The organism is Bradyrhizobium macuxiense (assembly GCF_007993935.1).
GTDB lineage: Bacteria > Pseudomonadota > Alphaproteobacteria > Rhizobiales > Xanthobacteraceae > Bradyrhizobium > Bradyrhizobium macuxiense_A.
The window spans coordinates 1-14,737 of record NZ_VITY01000002.1 but is presented as its reverse complement, the minus strand read 5'-3'; the positions used below and the strand labels follow the sequence as shown (position 1 = coordinate 14,737).

At 64.6% G+C, this 14,737-nt stretch carries 12 protein-coding genes; all 12 read left to right on the top strand.

Annotation, left to right across the window (positions count from 1 at the left end; genetic code table 11):
- Nucleotides 1–121 precede the first annotated feature (121 nt).
- Complete coding sequence (locus FBZ93_RS04335; protein WP_146985342.1) at nt 122–1,141, top strand: class 1 fructose-bisphosphatase; 1,020 nt, start codon at nt 122–124, stop codon at nt 1,139–1,141.
- Nucleotides 1,142–1,152: 11 nt separating this feature from the next.
- Entirely contained in the window at nt 1,153–2,028 is an 876-nt protein-coding gene (locus tag FBZ93_RS04330) for a phosphoribulokinase (RefSeq protein WP_146984758.1), read from the top strand.
- Nucleotides 2,025–4,046 carry a transketolase gene (tkt, locus tag FBZ93_RS04325; protein WP_146984757.1) on the top strand — a complete coding sequence of 674 codons (2,022 nt, stop codon included), beginning with the start codon at nt 2,025–2,027 and terminating at the stop codon, nt 4,044–4,046. The genes FBZ93_RS04330 and tkt overlap by 4 nt, the downstream gene beginning before the upstream one ends.
- A gap of 15 nt (nt 4,047–4,061) precedes the next feature.
- Nucleotides 4,062–5,144, top strand: a complete 1,083-nt coding sequence (fba, locus tag FBZ93_RS04320) for a class II fructose-bisphosphate aldolase (protein ID WP_146984756.1) — start codon at nt 4,062–4,064, stop codon at nt 5,142–5,144.
- Between the two features lie 31 nt (nt 5,145–5,175).
- The gene (locus FBZ93_RS04315) at nt 5,176–6,639 is read left to right on the top strand and encodes a form I ribulose bisphosphate carboxylase large subunit (protein ID WP_146984755.1); all 1,464 of its coding nucleotides are present in this window, start codon (nt 5,176–5,178) and stop codon (nt 6,637–6,639) included.
- A gap of 12 nt (nt 6,640–6,651) precedes the next feature.
- Nucleotides 6,652–7,077 (top strand): ribulose bisphosphate carboxylase small subunit, encoded by a 426-nt coding sequence (locus FBZ93_RS04310; RefSeq protein ID WP_146984754.1) that lies wholly within the window; start codon nt 6,652–6,654, stop codon nt 7,075–7,077.
- A gap of 111 nt (nt 7,078–7,188) precedes the next feature.
- Nucleotides 7,189–8,121, top strand: coding sequence for a CbbX protein (gene cbbX / locus FBZ93_RS04305; protein WP_146984753.1), 933 nt, complete (start codon nt 7,189–7,191; stop codon nt 8,119–8,121).
- Nucleotides 8,118–8,834, top strand: a complete 717-nt coding sequence (locus tag FBZ93_RS04300; RefSeq protein WP_146984752.1) for an HAD family hydrolase — start codon at nt 8,118–8,120, stop codon at nt 8,832–8,834. The genes cbbX and FBZ93_RS04300 overlap by 4 nt, the downstream gene beginning before the upstream one ends.
- A gap of 616 nt (nt 8,835–9,450) precedes the next feature.
- On the top strand, nt 9,451–10,518 hold the full coding sequence (gene chvE, locus FBZ93_RS04295) for a multiple monosaccharide ABC transporter substrate-binding protein (protein WP_146984751.1): 1,068 nt from the start codon (nt 9,451–9,453) through the stop codon (nt 10,516–10,518).
- A 57-nt stretch (nt 10,519–10,575) separates the two neighbouring features.
- Nucleotides 10,576–12,156: a multiple monosaccharide ABC transporter ATP-binding protein gene (gene mmsA, locus FBZ93_RS04290; protein WP_146984750.1), complete on the top strand. Its 1,581-nt coding sequence runs from the start codon at nt 10,576–10,578 to the stop codon at nt 12,154–12,156.
- Nucleotides 12,153–13,343 (top strand): multiple monosaccharide ABC transporter permease, encoded by a 1,191-nt coding sequence (gene mmsB, locus FBZ93_RS04285; protein WP_050421854.1) that lies wholly within the window; start codon nt 12,153–12,155, stop codon nt 13,341–13,343. The genes mmsA and mmsB overlap by 4 nt, the downstream gene beginning before the upstream one ends.
- Before the next feature lie 57 nt (nt 13,344–13,400).
- Nucleotides 13,401–14,234 carry an inositol monophosphatase family protein gene (locus FBZ93_RS04280; RefSeq protein WP_246667360.1) on the top strand — a complete coding sequence of 278 codons (834 nt, stop codon included), beginning with the start codon at nt 13,401–13,403 and terminating at the stop codon, nt 14,232–14,234.
- Nucleotides 14,235–14,737: the final 503 nt, after the last annotated feature.

The following is a 14,737-nucleotide window of genomic DNA, read 5'->3' as shown; positions in this document are numbered from 1 at the left end:
TTTCCCTAATTGGGCAATTCGCGCGTTGATACGGCGAAGGCGACTCCCCAGCGGTCGCCTCTCGACACCTCGGGACAGAGGGCGCGATCAAAGGGAGAGGCCGGTGGAGATTCGTCCTGCATTGCATGCCCATCTGGAGTGGCCGACGCAGCATAGCCCGTTGCGCGCCGCGACCGTTGCGGTGATCGAAGCGCTTGCCGGTGCCGCGATCGAGCTGTCGCGCATCATTGCCGCCGGGCCGCTCGCCGGCATGGTCGGCGAGAGCGGTGGTGTCAATCCCGACGGCGATCGCCAGAAGACCATCGACATCGTCGCCGACCGCCTGATGCGCGACGCGCTGCGCGCCGCGCCGGTCGCCGCCGTTGTCTCGGAGGAGGTCGAACTGCCCGAGACGCTCGATCCGGACGCGTCGCTCTGTGTCGCGATCGATCCGCTCGATGGATCCGCCAATCTCGAAAACAATATCTCGATCGGCACGATCTTCTCGATCCGGCCGAAGGGCAACGACATCATCTCGACCTTCTTCGAGCCCGGCACGGCGCAATGCGCCGCCGGTTGCTTCATCTACGGTCCACAGACCGTTCTGGTGCTGGCGCTCGACCAGCGCGTCGACTGCTTCACGCTGGATCCGCGAACCGGCGAGTTCGTGCTGACTGCGCGCGACCTGCGGGTGCCACAGGATACGCCGGAATTCGCCATCAATGCCTCCAACCGTCGGCACTGGAGCGGCCAGGTGCGCAACTATATCGACGAGTGCCTGGCCGGCGTGAACGGCGAGCGCGGGCAGGACTTCAACATGCGCTGGATCGGCTCGCTGGTGGCGGAAGCCTACCGCATCCTGATGCGCGGCGGCGTGTTCCTGTATCCGGCGGATGCGCGCCAGGGCTACCGCGAAGGCCGGCTGCGGCTGCTGTATGAAGCGCATCCCATCGCGCTGATCATGGAATGGGCCGGCGGCGCGGCATCCAGCGGCCGGTCGCGGATTCTCGAACTGTCGGCACGCACGCCGCATCAGCGCGTGCCGCTGATCATGGGATCGGCGCGCGCCGTGCGCGACGTCGATGCGATCCACCTGACCGTCGAGCCGTTGTTCGAGAGCAGCGATGCCCCGCTGTTCGCGCGGCGCGGCCTGTTCCGCTGAAGGGGGACCGTATGTCTCGTCGATATCCCATCATTTCGATCACCGGCTCGTCCGGCGCCGGCACCACCTCGGTGAAGAAGACGTTCGAGAACATCTTCCGCCGCGAGAACGTGGTTGCGGCCTATATCGAGGGCGACGCCTTCCACCGCTACGACCGCGCCGAGATGCGCAGCCTGATGGCGGAGCGGGCCGAGCGCGGCAACAAGAACTTCAGCCATTTCAGCCCCGAGACCAATCTGTTCGAGGAGCTGGAGAAGCTGTTCCGCGACTATGCCGAGACCGGCACCGGAACGACGCGGCACTATGTGCACGACGAGGAGGAGGCGCGGCTCTATGGCGCCAAGCCCGGCACATTTACCGCCTGGGAGGCGTTGCCGGAGAACTCCGACCTCTTGTTCTACGAGGGCCTGCACGGCGCCGTGGTCACCGACAAGGTGAACGTCGCGCAGCACGCCGACCTCAAGATCGGCGTCGTGCCGGTCATTAACCTCGAATGGATCCAGAAGCTGCACCGTGACCGCAGCCATCGCGGCTATTCCACCGAGGCGGTGACCGACACCATCCTGCGCCGCATGCCGGATTACGTGAACTACATCTGCCCGCAATTCACCGAGACCGACATCAACTTCCAGCGCGTGCCGACGGTCGATACCTCGAACCCGTTCATCGCGCGCTGGATCCCGACGCCGGATGAATCGATGGTCGTGATCCGGCTGAAGAACCCGCGCGGCATCGACTTTCCCTATCTGCTCTCGATGATCCCGAACAGCTTCATGTCGCGCGCCAATTCGATCGTGGTGCACGGCGCCAAGCTCGACCTCGCGATGCAGCTCATCCTGACCCCGCTGATCCTGCAATTGATCGAACGAAAGAGGCGAACGATATGACCGCACTTGCGTCCGTTGCCAGCCGCCCCGACATCAGCCACGACGAGATGGCGAACGCCATCCGCTTCCTCGCCGTCGACGCGGTGGAGCAGGCGAAGTCCGGCCATCCCGGCATGCCGATGGGCATGGCCGATGTCGCGACTGTGCTGTTCACCGACTTCCTGAAGTTCGATCCCGCCGATCCGGCCTGGCCCGACCGCGACCGTTTCGTGCTGTCGGCGGGGCACGGCTCGATGCTGCTCTACGCGCTGCTCTACCTCACCGGCTACGAGAGCATGACGCTCGATCAGCTCAAGGCGTTCCGGCAGTGGGGATCGCAAACCCCCGGCCATCCCGAGTATGGCCATACGCCGGGTGTCGAGACCACGACCGGGCCGCTCGGGCAGGGGATCGCGACCGCGGTCGGAATGGCGCTCGCCGAGCGCTTGATGAACGCCCGCTTCGGCGACGATCTGGTCGACCACTACACCTATGTGATCGCCGGCGATGGCTGCCTGATGGAAGGCCTCAGCCATGAGGCGATCTCGCTCGCCGGCCATTTGCGGCTAAACCGGCTGATCGTGCTGTTCGACGACAACCAGATCTCGATCGATGGTGCGACCTCGCTGTCCTGCTCGGACGACCAGACGGCGCGGTTTGCGGCCAGCGGCTGGAACGTCCGCCGCATCGACGGTCACGATCCGCAGGCGATCTCCGCGGCGATCAGGCAGGCACGCGCGAGCGATCGGCCCTCGCTGATCGCCTGCCGCACCGTGATCGGGTTCGGTGCGCCGAACCGGCAGGGCAGCGAGAAGGTGCATGGCGCGCCGCTCGGCGCCGACGAGGTGGTGAAGACCCGCAGCGCGCTGCGCTGGCCGTATCCGGCCTTCGAAGTCCCCGCGGCGGTGCTGGCCGAATGGCGTGAGCTCGGCGGCCGCGGCCGCGACGCACGGCGCGCCTGGATCGAGCGCTCGCGCTGCGCCTGCAAGGCCGAGAAGCGTGAGCGATCGCCGTTCCACGACGCGCTGAACCGGAAATTGCCCTGCGCCTATACCAAGGCGATGGCGGCGCTCGTCGAGCGCTTTGCGACCGAGCGGCCGAAGCTCGCGACGCGGCAGGCCTCGCAGCAGGTCATCGACGTGATCGCGGAAGCCTTGCCCAATCTGCTCGGCGGCTCGGCCGACCTCACGCACTCCAACCTGACGCAGGCGAAGTCGCAGGTTTCGGTGCGGCCGGAAACGCTGGACGGCAGCTATATCCACTATGGCATTCGCGAGCATGGCATGGCGGCGGCGATGAACGGCATCGCTTTGCATGGCGGCTTCATTCCCTATGGCGGTACCTTCCTCAGCTTTGCGGATTACAGCCGCCCGGCGATCCGCATGGCGGCGCTGATGGGGATCCGCGTCATCCATGTGATGACGCACGATTCGATCGGGCTTGGCGAGGACGGGCCGACACATCAGCCGGTCGAGCATCTGGCGGCGCTGCGGGCGATCCCGAACGTGCTGGTGTTCCGTCCGGCCGACGCGGTCGAGACCGCGGAGGCCTGGGACTGCGCGCTGAAGGCAGAGACTTCGCCGTCGATCCTCTGCCTGTCGCGGCAGGCGCTGCCGACGGTGCGCGAGGGCAGCAGGGACAACCAGGTTGCGCTCGGCGCCTACGTTCTCGTCGAGCCGGCCTTCGCGCGTGACGTCACCCTGATTGCAACGGGTTCGGAGGTGGCGATCGCGCTCGAAGCCGCAAAGCTGCTGGCGGAAGCAGGAGTACAAGCCGCGGTCGTCTCGGCCCCGTGCTTCGACCTGTTCCGCCAGCAGCCGAGCGACTATCGCGCAAAAGTTCTGGGCAGCGCGCCGCGCGTCGGCGTCGAAGCCGCCGTCGAAGGCGACTGGGCCCGCTGGCTCGGTGACAACGGAGCCTTCGTGGGCATGACCGGATTCGGCGCGTCCGCGCCGGCCGACGTGCTGTACCGCGAATTCGGCATCACGCCTGCGGCAATCGCCGCGGCGGCAAAACAGCTCATGCAACGAGCGAATTGAAAGGAGGACGCCACGATGGCGCGGATCACACTGAGGCAATTGCTGGACCACGCCGCCGAACGCGGCTACGGCGTGCCGGCCTTCAACATCAACAATATGGAGCAGGGCCTCGCCATCATGGAGGCGGCGGCATCCTGCGACGCGCCGGTCATCATTCAGGCGTCGCGCGGCGCGCGGTCCTATGCCAACGACATCATGCTGGCGAAGATGATCGATGCGCTGGAGGAGATGCATCCGCAGATCCCGCTCTGCCTGCATCTCGACCACGGCAACGAGGAGGCGACCTGCGCCACCGCGATCCGCTACGGCTTCACCTCCGTGATGATGGACGGCTCGCTCAAGGCCGACGCCAAGACCGCGGCCGATTATGACTACAATGTCGATATCACCCGCCGGGTCGTCGAGATGGCGCACTGGGTCGGCGCGTCGGTCGAAGGCGAGCTCGGCGTGCTCGGCTCGCTCGAGCATGGCGGCGGCGAGCAGGAGGACGGTCACGGGGTTGAAGGCAAGATCAGCCACGACCAGCTGCTCACCGATCCCGACCAGGCGGTCGATTTCGTCCGCGCCACCAAGGTCGATGCGCTGGCGATCGCGATGGGTACCTCGCACGGCGCCTACAAGTTCACCCGCAAGCCCGACGGCGAGATCCTGGCGATGCGCGTGGTCGAGGAAATCCACACGCGCCTGCCCAACACGCATCTGGTGATGCACGGCTCGTCCTCGGTGCCGCAGGCGCTGCAGGACGTGTTCAACCAGTTCGGCGGCGAGATGCCGCAGACCTGGGGCGTGCCGGTCGAGGAGATCGTCCGCGGCATCAAGCATGGCGTGCGCAAGGTCAACATCGACACCGATTGCCGCCTGGCGATGGCCGCGGCCTTCCGCAAGGTCGCCACGCAGTCGAAGAGCGAATTCGATCCGCGCAAATTTCTGAAGCCTGCGATGGATGCACTGCGTGAGCTCTGCCGCGATCGCTTCGAGCAGTTCGGCACCGCCGGCAATGCCGCGAGGATCAAGGTGGTCGCGCTGCCGGAGATGGCCCGCCGCTATCGCGCCGGTGCGCTCGATCCGCAGATTGGAAAAATGACCCAGGCCGCCTGAGCAAATGGCCAGCGAAACACAGGAGATTGTGATGAACGTCCAGCAGTCGATCACCGTGCGTGGCAAGGATCGCTACAAGTCCGGCGTGATGGAATACAAGCGGATGGGCTATTGGGAGCCGGACTACGAGCCCAAGGACACCGACGTCATCGCCTTGTTCCGCGTCACGCCGCAGGACGGCGTCGATCCGACCGAGGCCTGCGCGGCGGTGGCGGGCGAATCCTCGACCGCGACCTGGACCGTTGTGTGGACCGATCGGCTGACGGCCGCGGAGAAGTATCGGGCGAAATGCTATCGCGTCGATCCGGTGCCGAACTCGCCGGGCAGCTACTTCGCTTATATCGCCTATGACCTCGATTTGTTCGAGGCGGGATCGATCTCGAACCTGACCGCCTCGATCATCGGCAACGTGTTCGGCTTCAAGCCGCTCAAGGCGTTGCGGCTCGAGGACATGCGGCTGCCGACCGCCTATGTGAAGACCTTCCAGGGCCCGGCTACCGGGATCGTGGTGGAGCGCGAGCGGCTCGACAAGTTCGGCCGTCCCTTGCTCGGCGCCACCGTGAAGCCGAAGCTCGGCCTGTCCGGCCGCAACTACGGCCGCGTCGTCTACGAGGCGCTGAAGGGCGGCCTCGACTTCACCAAGGACGATGAGAACATCAACTCGCAGCCCTTCATGCACTGGCGCGAGCGCTTCCTGTACTGCATGGAAGCGGTCAACCGCGCGCAGGCCGCGACCGGCGAGATCAAGGGCACCTACCTCAACGTCACCGCGGCGACCATGGAGGACATGTACGAGCGCGCCGAATTCGCCCATGAGCTCGGCTCCAACATCGTCATGATCGACCTCGTGATCGGCTACACCGCGATCCAGTCGATGGCGAAGTGGGCGCGCCGGAACAACATGATCCTGCATCTGCACCGCGCCGGTCATTCGACCTACACAAGGCAGCGCAGCCACGGTGTCTCGTTCCGTGTGATCGCGAAATGGATGCGGCTCGCCGGCGTCGATCACATCCATGCCGGCACCGTGGTCGGCAAGCTCGAGGGCGACCCGAACACCACGCGCGGCTACTACGACATCTGCCGCGAGGACTTCAACCCGATGCAGCTCGAGCACGGCGTGTTCTTCGACCAGAACTGGGCGAGCCTCAACAAGCTGATGCCGGTGGCCTCCGGCGGCATTCACGCCGGCCAGATGCACCAGCTGCTCGACCTGCTCGGCGAGGACGTCGTGCTGCAGTTCGGCGGCGGCACTATCGGTCACCCCCGCGGCATCCAGGCCGGCGCCACCGCCAACCGCGTCGCGCTGGAAGCCATGATCCTCGCCCGCAACGAGGGCCGCGACTACGTCCATGAAGGCCCGGAGATCCTGGCCAAGGCGGCGCAGACCTGCACGCCGCTGCGCGAGGCGCTCGATGTCTGGAAGGACGTCACCTTCAACTACGAATCGACGGACGCCCCCGATTTCATTCCCACGCCGAGCACGGCGGTCTGACAGGAGTTTCTCATGCGCGTGACCCAAGGCTGCTTCTCTTTCCTGCCTGATCTGACCGATGAGCAGATCGCCGCGCAGGTGCAATACTGCCTCGACAAGGGCTGGGCGGTGAACATCGAGTTCACCGACGATCCGCATCCCCGCAACACCTATTGGGACATGTGGGGCCTGCCGATGTTCGACCTGCGCGATGCGGCCGGCATCATGAAGGAGCTCGCCGATTGCCGGCGGGTCTATGGCGACCGTTATATCCGGATCTCCGGTTTTGATTCCAGCCCTGGCTGGGAGTCGGTTCGGATCTCCTTCATCGTCAACCGGCCGCGCGAGGAGCCCGGCTTCCGGCTCGACCGTCAGGAAGCTGCCGGCCGCAACGTCCGCTACGCGACGTATTCCTATGCGGCGGGGCGCCCCGAGGGCGAACGCTACGCCGATCAGTGACCGCGTCCGGTTGGCAAACCAGGCGGGTTGCTCCCTCGACCGCCTGGTCCGGATGCACTTCTCCGTCGTCGCCCGCCGCGGCGACGGAGCTTTTTTCGAAGCGAGAGGATGATGACGCAACCGCAAGAACAAGTCAGCCAACAGATCCGCGAGACGCCGATCGAGACCATCGACCTCCGGCATGAATTCGCCGACCTCGGCATCGGCGACGTGCTCGACCAGCTCGATTCCGAACTGATCGGCCTGAAGCCGGTGAAGACCCGCATCCGCGAGATCGCTTCGCTCCTGCTGGTCGAACGCATCAGGCAGAAGATGGCGCTGGCGACGACATTTCCGACCCTGCACATGTCGTTCACCGGCAACCCCGGCACCGGCAAGACCACGGTCGCGCTGCGGATGGCCGGCATCCTGCACAAGCTCGGCTTCGTTCGCCGCGGCCACGTCATCAGCGTCACGCGCGATGATCTGGTCGGGCAATATATCGGCCACACCGCGCCGAAGACGAAGGAGATACTGAAGAAGGCGATGGGCGGCGTCTTGTTCATCGACGAGGCCTATTACCTGTACCGTCCCGAGAACGAGCGCGACTACGGGCAAGAGGCGATCGAGATCCTGTTGCAGATCATGGAAGCGCAGCGCGAGGACCTCGTGGTGATCCTGGCCGGCTATGGCGACCGCATGGAGAAGTTCTTCCAGAGCAATCCGGGCTTCCGCTCCCGCATCGCGCATCACATCGACTTCCCGGATTATTCGGATCCGGAGTTGCTCTGGATCGCCGAGCTGATGCTGCAGCAGCAGAATTATCGTTTCTCCCCGGAAGCACGCGGGGCCTTCACCCGGTACATCGGCATTCGCAAGGAACAGCCGCTGTTCTCCAATGCCCGCTCGATCCGCAACGCGCTCGACCGCATCCGGCTGCGCCAGGCCAACCGGATCGTGGCGAAGCTCGACCGCACCCTCACGGCCGACGACGTGATGTCGATCGAGGCCGGCGATGTGCTGGCGAGCCGGGTGTTCGCGAAAGGGGCGGGCGAGGGACGATGAATCAGGCGCTCGCGATGATCCGGACTGCCGGGATGCGCGACATCATCGCGGGTGCGCGTGCCTTGATCTTCGATGTCGACGGCACGCTCGCCGAGACCGAGGAGGTGCATCGCCGCGCCTTCAACGAGGCGTTCGCCGAGGCCGGCCTCGACTGGTTCTGGGACCAGGTGACTTACGGGCGGCTGCTTCGGGTCGCCGGCGGCAAGGAGCGCATCCGCGCCTTCGATGAGCGCAACGCGGTGCCTACGCTGACATTCGCAGATATCGCCGACCTGCACGCGATCAAGACCGCGCGCTACGCGGCGCTGATCGCGGCAGGCGGCTGCCCGTTGCGGCCGGGTGTGCGCGCCTGGCTCGCCGGTGCGCGCCGCCGCGGCCAGCGGCTCGCGATCGCCACCACGACCTCGCATGGCAATATCGATGCGCTGCTGTCGGTTGCGCTGGGGCAGGACTGGGCGGGTCAGTTCGAGGCGATCGTCGCCGGCGACGACGTGCCACGGAAGAAGCCGGCGCCGGACGTCTATCTCGAGGTTCTGGCGCGGCTCGGGCTTGGACCGGCGGATTGCATCGCGGTGGAGGATTCCGGCAACGGCCTCGCCGCCGCCGCGCGGGCCGGCATCCCCGTGGTCATCACCCGCAGCACCTATTTCAGCGATGACGATTTCGCCGAGGCACTTCTGGTCGTCGATGATCTCTCCGAGATCGACGATTAGAGGGCCGCAGCCTCCGCCGCTGTCGCGCGCCGGTTCCGAATAATTTCTTCGGTAAATTAAATAAATCGCGCTTGCTTCCGTAGCGCAGTAGGGGCATCTTCGGCCAGAAGCAGTGCAAGATCGCCGGAAATTCTGGCGGGTGGTGACGACTGCCAACAATTTCGGGAGATAGCGCCTCGTGACCCTCCGTGTCTCCGATCAATTTATTCGGGTGATTGAATAAATGGTGCTTGCATCCGGAGAACGGCAAGGGCAGCATCCACCAAAGGTTGCCAGATGCCGTGCAAAGCCACCAGAGGTTATGGGGGATGCTGGCGCTCGCCAACAATTCCGGGAGACAGAGCCTTATGATCCTCCGCGTCACTGCTGCGGCTCGTTCGTCGCACGGCATGACTCGCACGTGACTTCGGCATCGCAGGATCGATATGGTTGATCGTGCGGAGCGAGCATGGCGCTGTTGACGAGTCTAATCGACATTTGCGCGATTTCGGTTCGTGACGGGCCCCGGCGCCAATCCGCGGTCGCCGTAGATTTGCGACCATCCAACGAATGATGGCGGTCGATTGACGCTGTCCAAGGCAACGACACACAACTCAAAAAGCCAAGGGAGTGATGCATGTTCAGATTGAAGGTCTCGTTGATTGCGCTGGCGTTGGCAGGTCTCACCGCGGCCGCACCGGACGCGCTCGCCCAGAGCAAGCCGACCATCGGCATCGCGATGCCGACCAAATCCTCGGCACGCTGGATCGACGACGGCAACAACATGGTCAAGGTGCTGAAGGAGCGCGGTTACGGCACCGACCTGCAATATGCCGATGACGACATTCCGAACCAGCTCTCCCAGGTCGAGAACATGGTGACCAAGGGCGCCAAGGTGCTGGTCATTGCGGCAATCGACGGCACCACGCTGTCCGACGCGCTGAAGCAGGCCAAGGCCCAGGGCATCACGGTCATCGCCTATGACCGTCTGATCCGTGACACGCCCAACGTCGACTATTACGCGACTTTCGACAATTTCCAGGTCGGCGTGCTGCAGGCGAGCTCGATCGTGAGCGCGCTCGGGCTGAAGGATGGCAAGGGGCCCTTCAACATCGAGCTGTTCGGCGGCTCGCCCGACGACAACAACGCCTACTTCTTCTACGACGGCGCGATGTCGGTGCTGAAGCCGTATATCGACAGCGGCAAGCTGGTGGTCGCAAGCGGCCAGATGGGCATGGACAAGGTCGCGACCCTGCGCTGGGACGGCGCGACCGCGCAGGCGCGGATGGACAATCTGCTCAGCGCCTTCTACGGCAAGAAGCGGGTCGATGCGGTGCTGTCGCCCTATGATGGTCTGTCGATCGGCATCATCTCCTCGCTGAAGGGTGTCGGCTACGGCAGCAAGGACCAGCCGATGCCGTATATCAGCGGCCAGGACGCCGAGGTGCCGTCGATCAAGGCGATGTTGCGCGGCGAGCAATACTCGACCATCTTCAAGGACACCCGCGATCTTGCCAAGGTCACGGCCGACATGGTCGATGCCGTGCTGAGCAAGAAGGAGGTCAGCGTCAACGACACCAAGACCTACAACAATGGGGTCAAGGTGGTTCCGTCCTATCTGCTCAAGCCGGTCGTGGTGGACAAGACCAATTGGGAGAAAGTCCTGATTGACAGCGGCTACTATAAGCGCTCGCAATTCGACTAAGGCGGGTGAGCTGGACGCACCCCGCCGAAACCGATCGACGCTGCGAGACATGATCCGATGACGGCAATGCTTGAGATGCGCGGCGTCAGCAAGAGCTTTGCTGGCGTGCAGGCGTTGCGTGACGTCAGCTTCACCGTGGAAGCCGGCCAGATTCACGCTCTGGTCGGCGAGAACGGCGCCGGCAAGTCGACCCTGATGAAGGTGCTGAGCGGGGTCTACCCCGCCGGCAGCTATGAAGGGTCGATCCTGTTCGACGGCGCGGAGCGCCGGTTCCGCGACATCAACGATTCCGAGGCGCTGGGGATCATCATCATCCACCAGGAACTGGCGCTGATCCCGCTGATGTCGATCGCCGAGAATATTTTTCTCTCGCGCGCGCCGTCGCGGTACGGAGTGATCGACCGCAACGCGGTGTACCGGCGGACCGCGGAGCTGCTGGCGCAAGTCGGCCTGCGGGAATCGCCGGACACCCTGGTCACCGATCTCGGCGTCGGCAAGCAGCAGCTGGTCGAGATCGCGAAGGCGCTGTCGAAGCAGGTGCGCCTCCTGATCCTCGACGAGCCGACCGCGAGCCTCAACGAGGCCGACAGCGCCGCGCTGCTCGACCGGCTGCTGGCCTTCCGCGAGCAGGGCATCGCCTCGATCCTGATCTCGCACAAGCTGAACGAAGTCGCACGCGTCGCCGACCGCATCACGGTGCTGCGCGACGGCCGCACCGTCGACAGCATCGATTGCCGGACCGAAGCGGTCGACGAGGACCGGATCATCCGCAGCATGGTCAACCGCGATCTCGCGCATCGCTTCCCGGAGCGCAATGTCGCGATCGGCGATCCCGTGATGAATGTGGAGAACTGGTCGGTGTATCACCCGCTGCACACCACCCGGCAGGTGATCAAGAACGTCGACTTCAAGGTGCGTCGCGGCGAGGTGGTCGGCATCGCCGGTCTGATGGGCGCCGGCCGCACCGAGTTCGCCATGAGCCTGTTCGGCAGGGCCTGGGGCTACAACATCACCGGCAAGATCAGCCTTGACGGACGCGAGGCGAGCTTCGCCAACGTGCCGGCCGCGATCCATGCCGGCCTCGCCTATGTCACCGAGGACCGCAAGCAGCTCGGGTTGATCCTCGCCGACGACGTCCGCAAGAACGTGACGCTGGCGAGCCTTCGCCAGGTCGCCGATCGCGGCGTGATCGACGATGTCGTCGAGCTGAAGGCTGCGAGCGATTACCGCAACCGGATGCGGATCCGCTGTTCCGACGTCTATCAGGAGGCCGGGCAGCTCTCGGGCGGCAACCAGCAGAAGGTGGTGCTGTCGAAATGGCTGATGACCGATCCGCAGGTGCTGTTGCTGGACGAGCCGACCCGCGGCATCGACGTCGGGGCAAAATACGAGATTTATTGTATCATCAATGAGCTCGCGGCGGCCGGCAAGGGCGTCGTGGTGATCTCGTCGGAGATGCCGGAATTGCTCGGCATCTGCGATCGGATCTGTGTGATGAATGACGGCGCCTTCGTCGGCGAGTTCGCCAGGGACGATGCGACGCAGGAGAAGATCATGCGCGCCATCATGCGCAATGTCAGGATGTCCGGAAGCGGCGCCCCTGCCAGCGAGGCGCGCGCGGGAGGCGGAGCACAATGACCGACAAGACGGTGTCACTTCCCGAGGCCCCCAAGCATTCCGGCTTCATCAAGAACAATCTGCGCAACTACGGCATGCTGCTGTCGCTGCTCGCGATCATGCTGTTCTTCGAGATCGTGACCGACGGCACGCTGCTGCAGCCGGTCAATCTCACCAATCTCGTGCTGCAGAACAGCTACATCGTGATCATGGCGCTCGGCATGCTGCTGGTGATCGTCACCGGGCATATCGACCTGTCGGTCGGCTCGGTCGCGGGGTTCGTCGGCGCGGTCGCGGCGGTGCTGATGGTGACCTACCATGTCGACTACCCGATCGCCTTCATTGCCTGTCTCTTGATCGGTGCCGCGATCGGCGCGGCGCAGGGCTACTGGGTCGCCTATTTCAAGATTCCGTCCTTCATCGTGACCTTGGCGGGCATGCTGGTGTTCAAGGGTCTTGCGCTCGCGGTGCTGCAGGGCCGGTCGGTCGGGCCGTTTCCGCCGACCTTCCAGAAGCTGTCGTCGGGCTTCATACCCGAACTGTTCCCGAGCGCCGGCACGTTGTATCCGACCTCGCTGCTGATCGGCGTCGTGCTGGCGTTCGCGCTGGTGCTGGCGAGCGCCAAGAGCCGGGCGCGCGAGCAGTCGCACGGCATCGAGGTCGAGCCCTACGCGTTCTTCATCGCCAAGAGCATCGCGCTGGCGGGCGCGGTGCTCTATTTCACCTATCTGATCGCCTCGCATCGCGGCCTGCCGAACGTGCTCGTCATCATGACGGTGCTGATCGCGGCCTATGGCTTTGTCACGCGGCGGACCGTGATCGGCCGGCAGATCTACGCCGTCGGCGGCAACGCCAAGGCCGCGAAGCTGTCGGGCGTCAAGACCGAGCGGCTGACCTTCTTCACCTTCGTCAACATGGGCGTGCTGGCCGCGCTCGCCGGACTGGTGTTCGCGGCGCGGCTCAACACCGCAACGCCCAAGGCAGGGCTCGGCTTCGAGCTCGACGTGATCGCCGCCTGCTTCATCGGCGGTGCCTCGGCCTATGGCGGCGTCGGCCGGGTCGGCGGCGCGGTGGTCGGCGCCATGATCATGGGCGTGATGAACAACGGCATGTCGATCCTCGGCATCGGCATCGATTATCAGCAGGTGATCAAGGGCCTCGTCCTGCTCGGCGCCGTCTGCATCGATGTCTACAACCAGCGCCGGTGATTGCCGCGCGGTCATGATTTCACGATATGATGCCTGCGCAACGCAGGAGAATGCCGCGTGAAACTGTCCCATGCCGATGCGCTGACCATCGGGAACATCCTCACTGAGGTCGGCCGTGCCGAGATCATGCCGCGGTTTCGCCGCGTCCGGGAGATCGAGGTCCGTACCAAGACATCGGCATTCGACGTCGTCACTGAAGCTGATGAGCTCGCCGAGCAGGCGATCTCGGCGGCGCTGCTCCGGGCGTTTCCGAATGCGGCCGTGATCGGCGAGGAAGCGACATCGCGCGATCCGGCCGCGCTCGATCAGGTCGGAACCGCGGAGCTCGCCTTCATCGTCGATCCGATCGACGGCACGCGGAACTTCACCTCGAGCCTGCCGCTGTTCGGCACCATGGTGGCCGCCACGATCCGCGGCGAGATCGTGTTCGGCGCGATCCATGATCCCGTCTGCAACGACACCGCGTTCGCGCTGCGCGGTGAGGGCGCATGGCTCGAATTGCCGGACGGCCGGCGGCATGACCTGAAGGTGGCCCCGGCGGTGCCGGTCCATCAGATGGACGCGGTGATCGGCGTCAATTTCCTGCCCGAGGCGCTGCGCCCGATCGTCGCCGGCAACCTGTCCAAGCTTGGCGTCAGCGCCTGGCTCCGATGCGCTGCCCATGAGTATCGCATGGCGGCGTCCGGCCATTGCCATCTGTTGTTCTACAACAAGCTGATGCCATGGGATCATGCCGCGGGCTGGCTGTTGCATCGCGAGGCCGGCGGCTATAGCGCGCATTTCGACGGATCACCCTACAAGCCGGTCAATCTGACCGGCGGCCTGCTCTGCGCGCCTGACGAGGAGAGCTGGCATGCGGCACAGCAGGCGATCCTGACGCGGACCGAGTAGTTCTCTCGCAACCGTCAAACAGCTTGCTCGGTGTCATCACCCGCGAAAGCGGGTGATTCGGTATTCCAGAGGTAGCAGTGCTTGAGCCGAGAGGCTGCGGCGTACTGGATCGCCCGGTCGATGACACCGGAGTACACAACTCTCTCCGTCGTCGTCCTGGCGAAAGCCAGGACCCATAACCACCGATGCAAGTTGTGAGAGGGATTGCCGCCCCAGCGTCGTGCAACAATTGGCAACTGGGGTAATGGGTCCTGGCTTTCGCCAGGACGACGATGAGGATTGTTCTCGATTCAAAACGTCAAACAGCCAAGCTCTCGGTGTCATCACCCGCGAAAGCGGGTGATCCAGTATCCAGAGGCAGTTGCTATTGAGCGGAGAGGCCGCGGCGTACTGGGCGGATTCAACCGTTCGTCGCAACACTCCAGCAAAGGAGGTTGCGATGGAGAAGCGTGTGGGGGCAGACCGTGCTCGAGAGGTCCTACGAGAGGATTATAGGCCGTTCT

Bases quoted from the DNA above. Each gene is read 5' to 3' on its own strand.
- FBZ93_RS04330 (WP_146984758.1), top strand. From the start codon at position 1,153: ATGTCTCGTCGATATCCCATCATTTCGATCACCGGCTCGTCCGGCGCC.
- tkt (WP_146984757.1), top strand. From the start codon at position 2,025: ATGACCGCACTTGCGTCCGTTGCCAGCCGCCCCGACATCAGCCACGAC.
- fba (WP_146984756.1), top strand. From the start codon at position 4,062: ATGGCGCGGATCACACTGAGGCAATTGCTGGACCACGCCGCCGAACGC.
- FBZ93_RS04315 (WP_146984755.1), top strand. From the start codon at position 5,176: ATGAACGTCCAGCAGTCGATCACCGTGCGTGGCAAGGATCGCTACAAG.
- FBZ93_RS04310 (WP_146984754.1), top strand. From the start codon at position 6,652: ATGCGCGTGACCCAAGGCTGCTTCTCTTTCCTGCCTGATCTGACCGAT.
- cbbX (WP_146984753.1), top strand. From the start codon at position 7,189: ATGACGCAACCGCAAGAACAAGTCAGCCAACAGATCCGCGAGACGCCG.
- FBZ93_RS04300 (WP_146984752.1), top strand. From the start codon at position 8,118: ATGAATCAGGCGCTCGCGATGATCCGGACTGCCGGGATGCGCGACATC.
- chvE (WP_146984751.1), top strand. From the start codon at position 9,451: ATGTTCAGATTGAAGGTCTCGTTGATTGCGCTGGCGTTGGCAGGTCTC.
- mmsA (WP_146984750.1), top strand. From the start codon at position 10,576: ATGACGGCAATGCTTGAGATGCGCGGCGTCAGCAAGAGCTTTGCTGGC.
- mmsB (WP_050421854.1), top strand. From the start codon at position 12,153: ATGACCGACAAGACGGTGTCACTTCCCGAGGCCCCCAAGCATTCCGGC.